This is a genomic window from Thermostichus sp. OS-CIW-26, from assembly GCF_054058395.1.
The window spans coordinates 212,627-229,369 of record NZ_JBSSAG010000001.1; the positions used below are offsets into that span (position 1 = coordinate 212,627).

The following is a 16,743-nucleotide window of genomic DNA, read 5'->3' on the forward strand; positions in this document are numbered from 1 at the left end:
CACTCCCAGCCCCTTGCCCATTATGAGGAGAGGGGATCTCAAAGTTGGCAAGCAGTTTCACCGCAGCTTGAAATAATAAATCCAGTCATTTCAGGTTGGGGCGAGACGTCTGAGCCATCGAGAAAAGCCTTTTGGCCGTGTGCAGTCAACATTGGGTTGTGGGGCAGTGTCCTGGTTTGAATCGAAATGACCATAGCCCCAACCCGATCAGAGGGTGGGAAGGGTTTTCCAAGTTACCAAGTTGCCTGTCAGGCAACTGTTAATTGACCAGCAAAAGGCTAGCTGGGATCCCTTGTGCTGCGAGGGCAAGCCGCCGGGGATGGGGGCCGGATCGGGAATAATGGAAGCGGCCCCAGCCGGGAGAGCTGGGTTTTCCCCGCGCTGAGGTCGTTGTTTCCCTTCTCTTGAGGCCGGCTATGGTTTTACAGGAGGCGGCGGGCGTGCCCCGCATCAACGCGCGCGAGTCGGATGTTTTCGACATTTTCAACCTGAAGCATTATCTCGGCCCTAACCCCTATCTCAATACAGCCGCTTTCACCTTCGACTTTGCCCTTACCCAGTGCCCACAGCCGCTGCCCATTGATGTCTACCTGTCCAAGGTCTGCTTCCATTTCCCCCAGTTGCAGGAGGGATCTTATCCTTCCTACGCCCACTTGTTTGCCCGGCTGGTGACGGAGGTGAACCGGTTGCAGATGGATCTCCACTTGCAGAAGTGGAGCTGTCACCTGTTTCCAGAGTATGTGCGCATCGCGGTGCAGACCTTGCATGGCCGTACCACTCGTGCCGCGGTTTATTTTGCTTGGGATTGGCTGGAAGCCATCGCCCAAGGGGAGCCCTTCGACGTTGAAGGGGAGATGCGCCGCCTGCAGCAATTGTTTCGCGACTCAGTGTACGGTGGGCCAACGGTCTATGCCCTCCTGCGGGCTGCTCACGAACGCGGGATCCCGACCTACTACCTATGGGATGAAGGGGTGATGCAGTATGGCTATGGTCGCAACCAGGTGCGAGGGGTGGCCACCACCTTTCACTGCGACAGCCATCTCGACTCTGACTTCACCACCCGCAAAGACGATTGCAAAGCCTTTCTGGCGGCGCAAGGGTTCCCCGTGCCCCAGGGAGAGGTGGTCGCCTCTTTGGCAGAAGCTTTGCAGCAAGCGCAAGAAATCGGCTATCCGGTGGTGCTCAAGCCGGTGGCCGGCCACAAGGGGATAGGGGTAACAGCAGGCATTCAAACCCCAGAAGAACTGGCCTTTGCCTACGAGGTAGCCGTGGCAGCCCTTCCCCCTGAGGAGCCCATCCGGCTGATCCTGGAAAAGCATCTGCAGGGCACCGATTTTCGCCTGTTGTGTGTGGGAGGCCGCTTTGTGGCGGCCACGGAACGACGCCCCGCCTCAGTGACGGGAGATGGCCAAAGCACCATCGGGCAGCTCATCGAGCAGGCCAACCGGGATCCCGTCCGTTGGGATACCCCCACTTCTCCCCTGGGGCCGATCCAATGGGATGAGGCAATGGAGCGCTTTCTGGCAGAGCAAGGCTTGACAGTGGACAGTGTGCTGGAACCGGGGCGGACGGTCTATCTGCGCAAGGTATCCAATCTCTCGGCGGGAGGAGTGAGCCGCGATGTCACGGCCACCGTCCATCCCGACAACGTGGTTTTGGCCCAAACCATTGCCCAGCAGTTCTCGCTGGTGTGCTTGGGCATCGATGTCATTGCCCCCAGCCTGGAGCGCTCCTGGAAGGAGGGATCCCTGGGGATCATCGAGATCAATGCTGCGCCAGGTGTGCTCATGCACCAAAAACCTGCCATTGGCGCGGGAGTGGATGTGCCGGGGGCAATCCTCGACCATCTGTTTCCCAAGACGGCCCGCATCCCGATTTTGACCTTCAACCGCCTCACCTTGGCGGAGGCGCACACCTTGGTGGAGCATATTTTGTCCCACCGCCCCAACGCATGTGTGGGATCCGTCTGTCGGGAGGGTGTGCTGCTAAACCACAGCTCTAGACCCCTGCAGGGCAGCCTCTTTCGCCAGGTGAAAACCCTGCTGCGCCATCCCCAACTGGATCTGCTTTTGGCGGAAGCCGACGAAGAGACCCTGGAGCGGGAGGGCTTGGCCTACGAAGGCAGCGATCTGGTGGTGCTGCGGGATCCCTCCGATCAAGAGCTGCAAACCCTGAAACGGGATCTCAACCCCGGCGGCGCCCTCTTCCTGCAGCGGGGATCCACCCTAACTTTGACGGTGGCGGGCCAGGCGGAGCGATTTGAATTGCCGGGGACAGACCTTCAGATGGGGATCCTGCTGCGCTCCATGACCCTGCGGATCATCTGCAGAACCATTAGCCAGATGCTGAAGAACTGGTCTGGCTGAGGGGTTTTGGATTTTCTTCAGATTCTTGTAAAAGGGTAGGCAAAACAAGGGATCCCTGCTGGGGAAAAAGGCCGGCCAGCCAGTCAGCTAGAAATCGCAGGAGCCCCGCACTGTACCCGTAGGGTCAGTGCCGGGAGGAATGCGCTTTGATGAAGTACAATGAACTTATGAGCCAAGTCCTGACCATATCCTGCAAGCTCAAGGTGTCCCAGTCGCAAGCCGCTAAATTGGACGCGACGATGGATGCCTTTGTGCAGGCACTGAACTGGGTCAACCAGAACACGCCGGAGAAGATCGTCAACGCGGTCAAACTGCAATCCCTTTGCTACTACGAGATTCGCGCCCGATTCGGCTTGTCTAGCAACTTGGCCCAACAGGTCTGCAGACGGGTGGCCGGCGCCCGCAAAGTGGCGAGACAGCGCAACCGTCCAGTTAAAGAGTTCAAGCGTGGGTTCGTTACCTACGACGCACGTATCTTTTCATTCCGCGAGAAAGACTGGACGGTGTCGCTGACCACGGTGGAAGGGAGAGAACGCTTTGAGCTAGCCATTGGTAACTACCAGAGGGGAATGCTGGCTGGCTCTAACCCCAAATCGGCCACCCTAGTCCAGCGGAAGGATGGCTCCTACTACATCCAGATTTGCGTAGAGAAAAAGCCACCCAAGCAACAAGATACCGACAAGGTGATCGGGGTGGATTTGGGAAGGACGGATATTGCTCATACGTCAGAAGGGGATAACTGGAATGGACAGCAGTTGAACCGAATCCGAGACCACTACTCCAAGCTGAGGGCGGCACTCCAACGCAAAGCCAGTAAGGGCACCCGCAGTTCGCGGCGCAGATGCCGTCAACTGCTGCAACGGCTGTCTGGCAAGGAGAGACGCTTTCAAGTGTGGGTCAATCATCGCATCTCCAAAGCTATTGTCTCTAGGGCAAAGGCGACAAATAGCGCTCTTGCTCTGGAAGACTTGACAGGGATCCGGGAAAGGGTCAATCAACAACCCCGCAGCAAAGCCGAGCGGCGTAGGACCAACAGTTGGGCGTTCTACCAGCTACGCCAGTTTCTGGAATACAAGGCGAGGGTTGCAGGGGTTTCTCTGATTCTTGTGCCGCCTGCCTACACGTCGCAGACCTGCCACCGGTGTTTGCACATCCATCCCGACCCTGCGCAATCCTATCGCAGTGGCAAGTCGTTTAAGTGTGGGCACTGTGGATGGGAAGGGGATGCGGATTTGAATGGTGCGAATGTGATTGCGCTCTTGGGGGCTGTCGTAAACCAGCCTGGAGGTCCGGGCCTGTTTTGTTCTCTGGTAGAGCAGAACAGGCTCAGGGCTACTGAAAGCCCGCTCCGTACCGCTTAGCGGTCGGAGCCGGGTAGTTTACCTCTACACCCCTCGGAAAGAAGCGCTATCATAGAAGTCCGTCGAATAAACTCCCTTCGTAAAACCTCGCGAGGCAGATCGGATGGATTGGGTAGAAAAGGTGCTGGAAAAGATCCGGGAATGGGTGGAACGTGTGATCGACACCCTGCTGGGGAACCCCCAGCCTCAACCTGCTCCCATTCCGGTAGAAGATGGATCCCATCGTCGTCGTTAATCCGACTGCCATTGCCCCCGGCGGCGAGCCTCTCAGCCTCTTGGTACTGCATGGCCCCAACCTCAACCTGCTGGGGGTGCGAGAGGTGGGCATCTACGGCTCAGTATCCCTAGAGCAGATCGATCAGGCTCTGCATCGGCAGGCAGAAATGCTAGGGGCGAAGCTGGAGATTCTCCAGTCCAACCATGAGGGGGTGCTCATCGATGCCATTCACCGTGCCCGCCAGCAGCATGTCGGCATTCTGATCAACCCCGGCGCCTATACCCACACCAGCATTGCTCTCCGAGATGCCATTGCAGCCGTAGGATTGCCCACTGTGGAAGTCCACCTAAGCAACATCCATCGCCGCGAGCCCTTCCGCCAGCACTCTTACATCGCCGCCGTAGCGATTGGGCAAATCAGTGGTTTTGGGGCGCAAAGCTACCTGTTGGGGCTACAGGCTCTGGTGCAACACCTGCGCCTGCAATCTGTGTAGGTGCCCTCAGCTCTCCAGGAACTCCTGCACGGCTGTGCGAATAAAAGCTTCATCCTCGGGGTTTTGATGAGGATTACCGGCCCGGTGCCCCCAAATGGAGGGGATGATCTTGTAAACCGCGTTCGGGATCCATTCTGCCTCAGCCCGACAATCTTCTGGGGTGAAATACAAATCCGTCTGGGCGGGCATCACCAATGTTTGGGCCTGAATTGCCCTCAAAGCAGCCCGATAATCTCCCCGGTGAATGGGGTTGTCGCTGATATCGCAGCGAATCCAGGTTTCGATCATCGATAGCAAATTCTGCGGATCCCGGCGGCGGTAATTGGCCTCCCAGCCTCGCTCTAGATAATCTTCGAGAGAGGCATACCCCAAGGATTCATAGCATTTTTGGTTGAAAAAAGGTTGGGAAACAGCCCAACTGGCGTAGATGTGGGCAAAAGCTCGCAGACCCCGCTCTGGGACACCCGTAAATCGACGACCGTTCCAGGCGGGATCGGCAGTTAGGGCTGAGCGCAAACTCTCCAGAAAAACCCGATTGTGAACTGTGGTCTTGGCGGTGCCGCAGAGGGCTACGATCCGTTCCACCCGCTCAGGAAACAGGGATCCCCAGTGATAGGCTTGCTGAGCCCCCATCGACCAGCCGTAGATCAGGCGGATGCGTTCGATCCCAAAGTGTTGGCGAATCAGGCTCTCCTGCAGGCGCACATTGTCCCAGTGGCTAAACCAGAAGCCATCTTCCCGCAAGCCACAGGCTGGATCGTTGCTGGGGGAAGTGGAAAGGCCATTGCCCAGCATATTGGGAATGAGGATAAACCACCGCTGCGGGTTGAGGATGCCGTCGGGACGGATCAGCCACTCCAGGTCGGGATGCTGAGCCCCATAGGAGGTGGGGTAGAGGATCAGGTTGTCTTTTCGGGGGGAAAGAGTCCCGTAGGTGGCGTAGGCGAGCGTGATTTGGGGCAGTTGGATCCCGCACTGTAGCTGAAAATCGTTCAGGCTCCAGGTGTAGTGAGTCATGCCTGAAATTGTTCAATCACCTGACGATGAACCCGCACATACCCCTGCCCTAGATGAGCCAGATGGGGCTTGAGGTATTGATGGGCATCGGCCAAAGCATGAAATGGAATGGAGGGGTAAAGGTGATGCTCAGCATGGTAAGGCATATTCCACATCAAAAAGCGGATTGGCCAAAGGGTAAGGGTGGTACGGGTATTGGAGAAGGGATCCTCGGTTTGGCTACAGCCTGTGTGCTCTGCCAGCAAAATGAAGCGCAAGAGCGGCTGCCCTACCGCCAAAGGCAACAGCCACAGCCACACTATCCAGGGATCCCCCAGCAGAAGGGAGAGCAAGCTCCCAAGGCCGTAGACCCCTAGCTGCAACCGCACCGAACGAATGACCTCTTGGCGGGCCGATTCAGGAATGTAGGGATAGCCTTGCAACTGGCCGCTGGCTATGCGGATGTAGGTCTTCACCTTGCCGATCCACCAAGTCAAGCCGCTCAGCTCGAGCAAATACTCCGGCCAGCTCTGGGGTTTGGGATCCTCCAGCTCCGGATCCTTGCCCGGAATCTGGGTATAGCGGTGGTGCCATTTGTGGTATCGGCGATAAAAAGTGCTGTTGTAAAACGAGAGCAAGCCCGCCACCCAGGCTACCCCGTCATTCAGTTTTGGGCTGGCAAAAGCGGTGCGGTGTACACATTCGTGCAAAGCAGCAAACATCGTCGCCAAACTGGCCCCGTAAACCACCAGCGCCGGCAGGGCAATCCAGCCATTGACACCTTTCTGGGTCACCCACAGGCTGCCACTCACCGCCATCACCGCCAAATGTCCCAAAAGCTGCCGGATCCCGGCTGAATTAGAGCGGACATTCAGTTGTCTGAGGCGCTCGCTCGGGATCAACCGTTGCGGATCCGGCAAAATCGGTGTTGTCTCGACAGCCATGGCCTGCTCTTGTGAGCTACGAGAATGGATAGAAGTTATCCAATATCAAACCGAGGCCAGACCTTTCCGCCTGTGTCCAAGACAACAAAACCCTGGACCAAACTCCTAACCATGACTGCGGGGATCCGGCTGATTGGGGAGGATAGGCCCGCTCCGCTCCAGCGCAGACACTGGCCCGATGTTGGTCAACTGCAGGGGCTGTCCAGTTGCCAGAGCCAACACATTGGCCCGCAAAATCGGCGGCGGCTGTTCGCCAATCGCCGATCCCAGCACTTCTCCCTGCCGATCCAAAAACAGAAAATGAGGGATGCCGTTCACCCGGTAGCGGCTCAGCTCCGGCAGCCACTTGGGATTATCCACATTGAGCATGACAAAGTTGACTTGATCGGCAAATTCCTTTTTGAGATTGGCCAGGAGGGGTGCCATGGCACGACAGGTGCTGCACCAATCGGCATAGAACTCCACCAAAGAAGGCTTGCCATTGGCCTGAGCTTGCTCCCAAGGTATGGCTTCTTGGGCTAGAGCCTCTAGGTTGCTGCCCGCCTGACGCCCTTGGTTAGCCAAAAACAGTCCTGCTGCCAAGAGCACAGCTACTGCGGCAATCAACCCGTTGCGCAACCGTTTTGCCCAGTCTTCCTTCATCTTTCCTCACCTTGCCATCCGCTGGATCTGACCTTAGCCGTCGCCTTCACCGTTTTAGCATCCCACCCTGTCCCACCGGTTCCGGCCAGAACTGGGTCTATGCCATCCCACGATCTTGGGCCGGGATCCCGGCTGGAGAAGAGGGCCAGGTGAGCGATAATGGGTGCGGCGTTTGCACCGATGGCTCAGCGATGCGCATCTCCTTGAAGTGGCTGCGAGAACTGGTGGATTTCCAACTTTCACCCGAAGAACTGGGGGAGGCCCTCACCCTGGCGGGGTTTGAAGTGGAAGAGATCGAAGACCGCCGCACCTGGGCAGATGGGGTGGTTTTGGGCAGGATCCTGGCTGCCGAGCCTCACCCCAACGCCGACAAGCTGCAGGTTTGCCAGGTGGATTTGGGATCCGATCGGCCTGCCACCATTGTCTGTGGAGCTGCCAACGCCCGCCCTGGGATCCTGGTAGCAGTGGCTACACCCGGCACCCATTTGCCCGCCCTCTCCCTCACCATTGCCAAAGCCGACAAGCGGGGGGTGATCTCGGAGGGCATGATCTGCTCTCTGGCCGAGCTGGGGCTGGAGAAATCTTCCGAAGGGATCCACGAATTCCCGCCCGACTTGGATCTGGAGGCCCATCCGCTTGGCTCTGATGTGCGTCCTCTTTTGGGCTTGGACGATGTGGTGCTGGATCTCACTTCCACCGCCAACCGGGCCGATGCCCTGAGCATGGTGGGGATCGCCCGCGAAGTGGCTGCCCTCACCCGCAACCCGCTGCGCCTGCCCCCCGTCCAGCCTCTCCAAACCAAGCCCATCCCCAACTTTCAGTTGCGCATTGCCGACGCCAAAGCCTGCCCCGCCTACAGTGGCGTGTTGATCGAAGGGGTGAAAGTCGGCCCTTCCCCCGACTGGCTAAAACACCGACTGGCCGCCGCCGGGATGCGCTCCATCAACAATGTAGTGGATATTACCAATCTGATCCTGCTGGAATGGGGCCAGCCCTTGCACGCCTTTGACTGGGAGCGCCTGCTCCAGGTCATGGGCAAGAAAAAACCCACCATCGAGGTGCGCTTGGCCCAGCCGGGAGAAACCTTAAAGACCTTGGACGGCCAAACCCGCACCTTGCAAGCCGACAGTCATCTCATTGTGGCCGGCAGCCAACCGGTAGCTCTGGCCGGGGTCATGGGAGGGGAAGAAACCGAGGTCGGCTCGACCACCACCCGCATTTTCTTGGAAGCAGCCCTATTCGATCCAGCGGTGACGCGGCGCTCGGCCCGGTCTCAAGGTCTGCGCACCGAGGCTTCCACCCGCTATGAGCGAGGGGTTAACTTTGCCACCCTCGATCAGGCCCGGGATCGGGCGGTGCAGTTGATCCTGGAACTGGCAGGGGGAGCAGTGGCCGGCCTCACCACCTTTGACCAGCGGCCCCCCCTGGAACGCACCCTGAAATTGCGGCTGTCGCGGCTGATCGATGTGTTGGGGGACGAGGTGCAGGCGGCGGATGTGGAGGAGATCCTATCTGCCTTGGGCTTTCAGCTCTCCCGTTGCGAAGGGGCCAATTCCCAGAGTGCCCTCTCCCCCGCTACCGAGACGGCAACCGTGGCCCGCTGCGTCTGGCAGGTCGTCGTTCCCCCCTATCGCCTGCGGGACATTGAGCGGGAGATCGACCTCATCGAGGAGTTTGCCCGTCTCTACGGCTATGACCGCTTCTCAGAAACCCTACCCACCGAGCCGCAGGTGGGATCCCTTTCGGCGCGGGAAACGTTCACCCGCCAGATCCGAGAAGTGCTGCGGGGCATTGGCCTGACAGAGGTATATCACATCTCCCTCTGCCCAGCGGAGGAGGATGGATCTTTGGTGAGGATTGCCAATCCACTTTCGCCTGAATATTCAGCCGTGCGCAATGCGCTACTTCCCGGCCTGGTGGAGGCCTTCCGCTTCAACTGGGATCAAGGCAACGGCCCGCTCCAAGCCTTTGAAATCGGTCGTGTTTTTGCCCATGCCCTTCCCCCCAACCCCCACCCTTACCGGGAAGCTGAGCATATCGGCGGTATCTTGGGCGGGGATCCCAATCCCCACGATTGGCAGCACCGCAACCGACCCATGGACTGGTTCGAGGCCAAGGGGCTGCTGGTCTCCGCTCTGGAGCGGCTGGGATTTGGCCCGGAGTTTCGTCTGGATCCCCCTGAAGAGCAATCGCCGCTGCTTCACCCCGGTCGCCAGGCCAGTTTGTGGATTGAGGGATCCCGCATCGGTTTGTTCGGGCAACTGCACCCCCGCCTCTGTCAGGAAAAGGGGCTGCCAGATCAGGTGTATGGCTTTGAGCTGCAGTTGGATCCCTTGCTGGAAAGCCTGGAGAGACGGGGCATTGTGCAATTTGTCCCCTTTTCGCCCTTTCCTGCTGCCGATCGGGATATCGCCTTCTTTGCGCCACTCGACCTTGCCGTTGGTGAGATCGAGAAGGTTATCCGTCGAGCGGGCGGAGAACTTCTCCAATCGGTGCAGCTTTTCGACGAGTACCGGGGCCAAGGAGTACCTGCAGGGCAGCGCAGCCTTGCCTTCCGCCTAGTGTACCGCGCTCCCGATCGCACCCTCACGGATGCGGAGGTAGAAGCTCTGCAAAACCAGGTGAGGGCGCAGTTGGCAACACAATTTCCGGTGACCTTGCGCAGCTAGCCGACCCCTCTGTAGCTACTATAACATCCTCCCGGCGCTCGTCCTGTGGACAGGGCGCGGGACTGATTGCCCCTGCACCCCGTTAGCTACACCGCTGGGAAGCCCCGCCCTCTATTAGGGGCTAGTGACTAGTGGCTAGCCACTATCCAGGGTGAGAGTCGGGATGAAAGGCGGGGACATGATGTTTTGTCCTTGACTGGTGCCATAAACATAAAAAGTAGCGGGGTTTTATACACTGCCGCTATAAACATCAAGTACAGGGTGGTGGGGCATCCCGTCCTTTTCGCGCTAGCAGCGCGGAGCGCTAACCGGAGTCACTGTTCGCGTCAGCGGGACGGAGTCCTTGAAGCCCGCACTCTCTCGCTTTAGCGGCGCGGAGCGCTTTGCATCAGCATGAGTGCGGGAGTATGTCACTTAAACCAGAAGCAGATCTCAGCTTTTGCCCAGCTTCAGCATCTGATCCACCACCCCTAGGGTTTCTTCGTAGAGGTAGTCGGGGCCAAGCCGCTGCAACTCGGCAGCCAGCAGGGTGTCGAGGGAATCCTGCTCCAGGGGAGCCACCTGGCGAACCACACATCTCTGAGCGCCCCCCATGGCTTCCATGCGCATACACCCTGTGATTTCGGAGCACAGCACAGTACAGGCGTCGGCTTCTTGGTTGCTGGAGGTGAGGCGCAGCCCGATGAGATCCCCCGGCTGGCTGATTTCCGAGGCCAAGGGCACAGCGGCCAGTTCTGCCATCACCTCGCCGCCCATTTGGGTTTGAAAGCGGATGCGGTCAATCTTGTAATCGTGTTCTTGAGCCTGAACCCGCTCTGTGGGAGTCCACCCCAGGCGACTGGCCAGCCAGCCCAGGAAGAGGAACGCCTGGCAGGGATTGCCGGCTTTGTAGTCGAGGTTCACGCGATCTACGAGGTATAGGGACTCCCGCCGGTCGGGAGGGTCAAAGGCTTGGGCGGTGAGTTCCTGCCAAGGCAGCAGCCGCCGCCAGTTGAGATCCCCACAGTGGCGCCCCTCACCCACCAAGAGGTGGATTTCCTGCAGATCTTCTTCTGGATTGACAAAGCCCCGTGAATCGACGATGACCCGGTTGCTCAGAGCCACCAATTTTTGAAACAGCAAGCTGTTCAAATCCAGATCCCCTTGCCACCACAAAAAGGTGGGCAAGTTGGGGATCAGCAGCGAGGCGACCGTGCTGCAGGCCCGCACAAAGGCCGATTCGGGCGCTTTCAGGGTGATGTATTCGCAACAGACCAACGAGCTGCGCTGCTCACGGGTCACCGGACAGTAGGCGGCCACCTGGGCCTCGATGGCGTCGTCTGCAGATCCCTCTCGTTTGGCTCGCAGGTCAATGACGCGACAGGGGTTCTGGGTGGCGATGGCTTCGACGGTGGGGGAAGGCAGCAACAGCGCATCGTCCAGAGATTCGTACACCACCAGGGTAAAGGTGGCAGCGCGGGCGGCAACGCTCTCTCCTTTGGAAGACCAGATCTTGTTCAGCTCCTGCTCAATATCTTCGATGGAGACATCTTTCGGGGTTTGTAGGGGCAGGACGGCAGCAGATTGATCCATAGTCTCCTCCTGGAGTGGACTCTTGCTCGATTCTAGGCAGGCGGGCCGGCTGGCGGGGAAGGGCTTAAGGCGAGGTACAGATTGACCAACTCAAGCCTGCGCTCCACACCCAATCCAGGAAATCAGAGGATCAAGCGGGCCGGGGCTGGATGCTCAGCTCCAGGGGGCGGGCGGGATCCCCTGTCAACAGGACTCCGCGGCCATTGGCGTGTAGGTGCCGCACAATCCAGTACAGGGTTTCTATGCGCTCCGGGCAGCCCAGTTTCTCTGCCAGTTGGGGCAAAGTCAGGGATCCCTGCTGCTCCTGCACCGTCTCTAGCAATCGCCGTTGCAGCTCCAAGACGGCGCTGGCGGCTTTTTTGCCTGCTTCCACCCCCGGTTGATGGTAGGCGTTGATCTGGATTAGGGAGGCGTAGAGGCCCACGGCTCGCTCGTAGAGGGCAATCAAGGCCCCCACCGAGCGGGCATCTACCCGTGGCAGCGTCACGGTAATGGAGTCGCGACCGTTTTCGTAGAGGGCCTGGCGGGTGCCCTGCAGCAGGCCGTTCAGGTAGTCGCCACTGGTCACCTGCGGCTCCACGAAGGGGGAAGGGATCCCAGGCTCCCGATCCTGAAGCACCTCGATGAAGGTGACAAAGAAGTTGTTCAAGCCATCCCGCAACTGCTGGACGTAGGCATGTTGGTCGGTGGTGCCCTTGTTGCCGTAAACGGCGATGCCCTGCTCCACACGGTTGCCGTTTAGATCGTGGGATTTGCCCAGGGATTCCATCACCAACTGTTGTAAGTAACGGCTAAACAGCAGCAGGCGATCCTTGTAGGGCAAAACCACCATGTCCTTGCGCCCTTGCCCTTGACCGACGATGTACCAGGCCATGGCCAGCAGAGCGGCGGGATTGCGCTCCAGGTGGGGCAGGCGGGTGGCCTCATCCATGGTGGCTGCCCCGGCCAGCAAAGCCCGGATATCAATGCCCTGCAACGCTGCCGGCAACAGGCCCACCGGGGACGTTTCGGAGGTGCGCCCCCCCACCCAGTCGAAGATGGGGAAGACCTCCAACCACCCCTCCTGCCGCGCCTGCTGCTCCAATTGGCTGCCGGGGCCGGTGATGGCCACCGCATGCGCAGAAAAAGGGATCCCAGCCTTTTGGTAGGCCAGCTTCACCTCCACCAAGCCATTGCGGGGCTCCGGGGTGCTGCCGGATTTGGAGGTGGTGATCACCAGCGTTTGCCCCAGTTTGTTGGCCAGCCGCCCCAGCACCCGGTCAAACCCGTCGGGATCCGTGTTGTCGATGAAGTGGATGTTCAGGGGGGGGTGCAGCGGAGCCAGGGCCTCCGCCACAAATTGCGGCCCCAGAGCTGAGCCGCCAATGCCGATGCAGAGCAGCTCGGTGAACCGTCCCCCCCCGCTGGCCGGGATGGTTCCGCGATGGATCTTTTCGGCAAAGGTTTCCACTCGCTCAATGGAATCCTGAATGGCCTGCCGGATTTCAGGGGTGGGAGCCAGCTCGGGCGCCCGCAGCCAATAGTGGCCCACCTGGCGGCCTTCGTCGGGGTTGACAATGGCTCCTGCCTCCAAAGCCTGCATATCGGCAAAAGCCTGGGCAAAGCGAGGCCGTAGCGCTTCCACCTGAGGGGGAGTGAAACGGATGCGGCTGATATCGACGAAAATCTCCAGGCCGGGATGGTAGTAAAGCCAATCGCAGTAGCGCTGCCAGAGTTGGAGGCTGTCCATGGGATCCCTTTTGCCGAAATCCCTAACCAGCTTACCAAACTCTTTCTTACTCCCAGCCGAGGGTTGTGCGCTCCAGCCAGGACTGATCCAAACTGATGAGTGCCTCTTTGACCCCCACACCGGTCTCAGGGTGACGCCAGTCGGGAGCGATCTCCCCCAAGGGAGCTAAGACAAAAGCACGTTCCATCATGCGGGGGTGGGGCAACGTCAGCTCAGGGCTGTTCAGGATGCGGCTGCCCATGGCCAGCAGATCCAAATCCAGGGTTCTGGCCTCCCAGCGGATGCGCCGCACCCGTCCTGCCTCCTGCTCGATGGCCAGCAGCGCCCCGAGCAACTCCAGGGGAGACTGGTAGGGGGGAAAGGGATCCAACGCCACCACTGCGTTAAGGTAGTCAGGCTGTCCGGGTGGCCCCCCTTGGGCTGGGCTGCGGTAGAGACTGGAACAGGCCACCACCTCTCCCAACCGGCGCAACTTCTGCACAGCCAAGCGCAACTGCTGCAGCGGATCCCCCAGGTTGCTTCCCAGGGCAACATAGGCCAGGTCACGATTCATGAGGCTTCCGCCCTGCTTACGGCTCGCCGGCGGTCGACCTCGACGTAAACATCCTCGAACAGCCCCGGCAGGGGAGCATGGGGCTTGTGAACCCGCACAGTTAGGGCCTCCAGTTGGGGATAGCTCTGCCACAGCCGCTCTGCGATCTGATCCGCCAAGGTCTCGACCAAGCGGTAGCGTTGGCCGGTCACCTCCTGCCGCACCCTCTCGTACACCTGGGCGTAGTCCACCGTGCGCGAGAGGTCATCTTGGATCTGGGCTAGGGAAAGCCGCATCTCCACGTCCACCACAAAACGCCCACCCAAAACCGCTTCCTCCGGGCAGTGGCCGTGGTAAGCATGAAAGACAAGGCCCTGGAGCACCAGCCTACCCTGCATCATGGTGCAGAGCTTCCCAAGTGGCAAGGGCGGAAACATGAGCCGGCACGTTGTGAACCCGTACTAGGGCAGCCCCCCGGCTGGCTGCAAACAGGTGCACGGCCACGCTGGCGCTGTCTCGCTGATTAGGTACGGCAATGCCGGAAAGCTTACCCACAAAACTTTTGCGGGAGGCCCCCACCAAAACTGGGTAGCCGTAGGCCACCAGCCGCGGTAGGGCTTTGAGCAGGGTTACATTCTGCTCAGCAGTTTTGGCAAAGCCCAAGCCCGGATCCAAAACAACGCTGGGCACGCCCGCTGCCAGGGCCCGCTCTGCCTGTTCCCTGAGAAAACCGAAAACCTCCCCCTCCAGGTCAGCATAGTCGGTCTGCTGCTGCATGGTGCGCGGTTCTCCCCGCATGTGCATGATCACCGCCGGCACCCCCTTTTCGGCACAGACCTGTATCATTTGGGGATCCCGCAGCCCGCTGACATCGTTGATGATGTGCGCCCCGGCAGCCAAAGCCGCAGCCGCCACCTCCGTTCTGCGCGTATCGACGCTGATGGGGATCCCGGATCCCTGCAAAGCTCGAATTACCGGCAAAACCCGGTCGCATTCCACTTCTACCGGCACCGGATCTGCCCCTGGGCGGGTGGACTCGCCGCCAATATCCACGATCAAGGCCCCTGCCGCTGCCATGGCTTTGGCTGCCTGCACAGCCGCTTCTGCAGATCCCCACTGGCCGCCATCGCTGAAGCTGTCGGGGGTAACGTTTAGCACCCCCATCACCCCAACGCCCCGCCAAGAAAGACGGTAGCCCTCTGGCGTCTGTTCTGCCCCAGGCAGAGGACGTCGGGAGATCAAGCTGGTAACACCCATAACCGCTGCAGGCTGCCGTGTTGCAAAAGCAGGGGGAAGAGTCTCCCACTGCCTAGGATGGTATTGCCGTCAATCCCAAGGCTGGCGCAAGCCCAACAGGATTCTACAAAATTTTTTACAACGTCCTTACAGAGCCACGATTGGTGAAAGGCTGCCCCTGCCGGCTCAAGCGCAAGGAATGGCCCCCGCCGACAGAGGAAGCTCTCCCGCTCTGGCTAGAACATAATGTCGTCTTCCGAACGACCCCAAATACACCAAATGATAGAGGCAAAGATCGCCATGTAAACCCAGGCCATCGGGCCGTATTGCAGCAGATCCATCAATACATCCCTAAAACATTTGTTTATCTAGTCCAATTATTGTGATGTTTCGTTACAGCGTCAACCGTTTTCTTAGGAAAAGGCCCCCTCTCAGACCCAGCCGGAGCTGCGCTGGGATCCCTTGTCCAGGGCGGGTTAAGTCTTTTTGCCTAAAGACAGGGAGTAAGTCTTCAGTTTCTGAGAAAACCCAGCTTGCCTGAGAGATGCAGGAGGATAGGGAACTAGACATTGAAGCGGAAGTGCATCACGTCCCCTTCCTGGACGACGTAGTCTTTGCCTTCGCTGCGCAGCAGGCCCTTTTCTTTGGCGGCATTCAGGGATCCCGCCGCCACCAGATCGGCATAGGCCACCGTCTCGGCCCGGATGAAGCCCCGCTCAAAATCGGAGTGGATCACCCCGGCTGCCTGAGGAGCTGTAGCTCCGACGGGGATCGTCCAAGCGCGGGTTTCTTTGGGGCCAGAGGTAAAGTAGGTGCGCAAGCCCAACAGCTCGTAGGTGGCCCGGATTAGGGATTTCAGCCCGCCTTCTTTCACCCCCAACGAATCCAGATAGGCCTGTCGCTCGTCGGGGGGTAGCTCCACCAGTTCCGCCTCCACCTGGGCTGAGACCACCACCACACCTGCCCCTTCCGCCTCGGCAAATTGCCGCACCTGCTCCACCCAGGCATTGCCGCTGGCCAGATCCGTTTCCGCCACATTGGCGGCGTAGATGACTTTTTTGCGGGTGAGCAGCCCCAACCCTTTGATCAACTGCTCTTCTTCTGGGCTGAGGGGTACCAGGCGAGCCGGCTTGCCCTCGTCCAAGGCAGCCTGTAATTGTTCCAGAGCCTGCAACTCCAGTTGGGCGGTTTTGTCGGACTTGGCCTGCTTGCGCACCCGCTCTATGCGCCGCTCGATCTGGGCCAAATCCGCCAAGGCTAGCTCCAAGTTGATCACCCCGATATCCCGCAAGGGATCCACCGAACCCGCCACATGCACAATGTTCTCGTCTTGGAAGCAGCGCACCACGTGCACCAAGGCGTCCACCTGGCGAATGTGGGAGAGAAACTGGTTGCCCAGACCCTCCCCCTTGCTGGCTCCAGCCACCAGCCCGGCAATATCCACAAACTCGATTTGGCTGGGGATGATCTCGGCAGAACCGCTGATCTTGGCCAGCACCTGCAAGCGCTCGTCGGGCACCGCCACCCGCCCCACATTCGGCTCAATGGTGCAGAAGGGAAAGTTGGCCGCCTCGGCTTTAGCATTTTCACAGAGGGCGTTGAACAAGGTAGATTTGCCTACGTTGGGCAGGCCGACAATTCCAGCTCTCAACATCCAGATCTTGGGGAAAAAGCCAAAAACCAGGGTAACGGGATCCCTTGCCCAGCGGAAAGATCCCTACTCTGACGTTAGCATTTGCCGCCCCTTTCCCAACCGGTGGATCCGCTCCCAAGCGCTCCGCGCCGCCAACGCCACCACCCTCGGCTCCTCTCCCAAGAGAACTGTATTTTTTGTCAGCTGCACAGTGTTGGGCAGCTGAGGTCTTTTGACATCCTCCCCGGCCTGAAGGCCGGAGATTCCTACCACGCTACGCATGGATGGCTCCTTGCGCAGTCGTCTCGGCGGGTTCCTGCTTCCGACCGCCCGTGCAGTTCGATCCACAGGCC

General features: G+C 59.5%; 14 protein-coding genes. 5 read left to right on the forward strand and 9 right to left on the reverse strand.

Translation table 11 applies throughout. The features are described from left to right. Positions 1-416: 416 nt before the first annotated feature. The 4 genes from ACVW0C_RS00965 to aroQ all read left to right on the forward strand — a co-directional run bounded on the left by ACVW0C_RS00965 (position 417) and on the right by aroQ (position 4,437). Positions 417-2,366: an acetate--CoA ligase family protein gene (locus ACVW0C_RS00965; protein ID WP_414407162.1), complete on the forward strand. Its 1,950-nt coding sequence runs from the start codon at positions 417-419 to the stop codon at positions 2,364-2,366. A gap of 167 nt (positions 2,367-2,533) precedes the next feature. Continuing rightward, entirely contained in the window at positions 2,534-3,727 is a 1,194-nt protein-coding gene (locus ACVW0C_RS00970) for an RNA-guided endonuclease InsQ/TnpB family protein (RefSeq protein ID WP_457384049.1), read from the forward strand. A gap of 103 nt (positions 3,728-3,830) precedes the next feature. Beyond that, a complete protein-coding gene (locus ACVW0C_RS00975) occupies positions 3,831-3,962 on the forward strand; it encodes a hypothetical protein (protein WP_011434447.1) in 132 nt (43 codons plus the stop codon). Continuing rightward, complete coding sequence (gene aroQ, locus ACVW0C_RS00980) at positions 3,940-4,437, forward strand: type II 3-dehydroquinate dehydratase (RefSeq protein WP_414344089.1); 498 nt, start codon at positions 3,940-3,942, stop codon at positions 4,435-4,437. Before ACVW0C_RS00975 ends, aroQ begins: the two co-directional genes overlap by 23 nt. Positions 4,438-4,443: 6 nt before the next feature. Here the strand turns inward: aroQ and ACVW0C_RS00985 are convergent, their stop codons facing one another. From ACVW0C_RS00985 to ACVW0C_RS00995, 3 genes are all read right to left on the reverse strand, one after another. Continuing rightward, on the reverse strand, positions 4,444-5,454 hold the full coding sequence (locus ACVW0C_RS00985) for an alpha/beta fold hydrolase (protein ID WP_011434449.1): 1,011 nt from the start codon (positions 5,452-5,454) through the stop codon (positions 4,444-4,446). Beyond that, positions 5,451-6,377 (reverse strand): fatty acid desaturase family protein, encoded by a 927-nt coding sequence (locus ACVW0C_RS00990; RefSeq protein ID WP_457384011.1) that lies wholly within the window; start codon positions 6,375-6,377, stop codon positions 5,451-5,453. The genes ACVW0C_RS00985 and ACVW0C_RS00990 overlap by 4 nt, the downstream gene beginning before the upstream one ends. Before the next feature lie 105 nt (positions 6,378-6,482). Next, a complete protein-coding gene (locus ACVW0C_RS00995) occupies positions 6,483-7,019 on the reverse strand; it encodes a thioredoxin domain-containing protein (protein WP_457384013.1) in 537 nt (178 codons plus the stop codon). A gap of 191 nt (positions 7,020-7,210) precedes the next feature. Between ACVW0C_RS00995 and pheT the strand changes: the two genes are divergently transcribed. Further along, positions 7,211-9,688: a phenylalanine--tRNA ligase subunit beta gene (pheT, locus tag ACVW0C_RS01000; RefSeq protein ID WP_457384050.1), complete on the forward strand. Its 2,478-nt coding sequence runs from the start codon at positions 7,211-7,213 to the stop codon at positions 9,686-9,688. Between the two features lie 432 nt (positions 9,689-10,120). Here the strand turns inward: pheT and ACVW0C_RS01005 are convergent, their stop codons facing one another. The 6 genes from ACVW0C_RS01005 to ychF form a co-directional block, all read right to left on the reverse strand. Next, positions 10,121-11,260 carry a glucose-6-phosphate dehydrogenase assembly protein OpcA gene (locus ACVW0C_RS01005; RefSeq protein ID WP_457384014.1) on the reverse strand — a complete coding sequence of 380 codons (1,140 nt, stop codon included), beginning with the start codon at positions 11,258-11,260 and terminating at the stop codon, positions 10,121-10,123. A 130-nt stretch (positions 11,261-11,390) separates the two neighbouring features. Then, on the reverse strand, positions 11,391-12,989 hold the full coding sequence (locus tag ACVW0C_RS01010) for a glucose-6-phosphate isomerase (RefSeq protein WP_457384015.1): 1,599 nt from the start codon (positions 12,987-12,989) through the stop codon (positions 11,391-11,393). A 46-nt stretch (positions 12,990-13,035) separates the two neighbouring features. Continuing rightward, entirely contained in the window at positions 13,036-13,542 is a 507-nt protein-coding gene (folK, locus tag ACVW0C_RS01015; protein ID WP_457384017.1) for a 2-amino-4-hydroxy-6-hydroxymethyldihydropteridine diphosphokinase, read from the reverse strand. Next, positions 13,539-13,922 carry a dihydroneopterin aldolase gene (gene folB / locus ACVW0C_RS01020; protein WP_457384018.1) on the reverse strand — a complete coding sequence of 128 codons (384 nt, stop codon included), beginning with the start codon at positions 13,920-13,922 and terminating at the stop codon, positions 13,539-13,541. Before folB ends, folK begins: the two co-directional genes overlap by 4 nt. Next, the gene (gene folP / locus ACVW0C_RS01025; RefSeq protein ID WP_457384020.1) at positions 13,909-14,778 is read right to left on the reverse strand and encodes a dihydropteroate synthase; all 870 of its coding nucleotides are present in this window, start codon (positions 14,776-14,778) and stop codon (positions 13,909-13,911) included. The genes folB and folP overlap by 14 nt, the downstream gene beginning before the upstream one ends. 541 nt (positions 14,779-15,319) lie before the next feature. Beyond that, the gene (gene ychF / locus ACVW0C_RS01030) at positions 15,320-16,411 is read right to left on the reverse strand and encodes a redox-regulated ATPase YchF (RefSeq protein WP_457384021.1); all 1,092 of its coding nucleotides are present in this window, start codon (positions 16,409-16,411) and stop codon (positions 15,320-15,322) included. Between the last annotated feature and the right edge of the window lie 332 nt (positions 16,412-16,743).

Excerpts from the sequence above, each read along its gene's own strand:
- ACVW0C_RS00965 (WP_414407162.1), top strand. The coding sequence starts at position 417 with ATGGTTTTACAGGAGGCGGCGGGCGTGCCCCGCATCAACGCGCGCGAG.
- ACVW0C_RS00970 (WP_457384049.1), top strand. The coding sequence starts at position 2,534 with ATGAGCCAAGTCCTGACCATATCCTGCAAGCTCAAGGTGTCCCAGTCG.
- ACVW0C_RS00975 (WP_011434447.1), top strand. The coding sequence starts at position 3,831 with ATGGATTGGGTAGAAAAGGTGCTGGAAAAGATCCGGGAATGGGTGGAA.
- aroQ (WP_414344089.1), top strand. The coding sequence starts at position 3,940 with ATGGATCCCATCGTCGTCGTTAATCCGACTGCCATTGCCCCCGGCGGC.
- ACVW0C_RS00985 (WP_011434449.1), bottom strand. The coding sequence starts at position 5,454 with ATGACTCACTACACCTGGAGCCTGAACGATTTTCAGCTACAGTGCGGG.
- ACVW0C_RS00990 (WP_457384011.1), bottom strand. The coding sequence starts at position 6,377 with ATGGCTGTCGAGACAACACCGATTTTGCCGGATCCGCAACGGTTGATC.
- ACVW0C_RS00995 (WP_457384013.1), bottom strand. The coding sequence starts at position 7,019 with ATGAAGGAAGACTGGGCAAAACGGTTGCGCAACGGGTTGATTGCCGCA.
- pheT (WP_457384050.1), top strand. The coding sequence starts at position 7,211 with ATGCGCATCTCCTTGAAGTGGCTGCGAGAACTGGTGGATTTCCAACTT.
- ACVW0C_RS01005 (WP_457384014.1), bottom strand. The coding sequence starts at position 11,260 with ATGGATCAATCTGCTGCCGTCCTGCCCCTACAAACCCCGAAAGATGTC.
- ACVW0C_RS01010 (WP_457384015.1), bottom strand. The coding sequence starts at position 12,989 with ATGGACAGCCTCCAACTCTGGCAGCGCTACTGCGATTGGCTTTACTAC.
- folK (WP_457384017.1), bottom strand. The coding sequence starts at position 13,542 with ATGAATCGTGACCTGGCCTATGTTGCCCTGGGAAGCAACCTGGGGGAT.
- folB (WP_457384018.1), bottom strand. The coding sequence starts at position 13,922 with ATGATGCAGGGTAGGCTGGTGCTCCAGGGCCTTGTCTTTCATGCTTAC.
- folP (WP_457384020.1), bottom strand. The coding sequence starts at position 14,778 with ATGGGTGTTACCAGCTTGATCTCCCGACGTCCTCTGCCTGGGGCAGAA.
- ychF (WP_457384021.1), bottom strand. The coding sequence starts at position 16,411 with ATGTTGAGAGCTGGAATTGTCGGCCTGCCCAACGTAGGCAAATCTACC.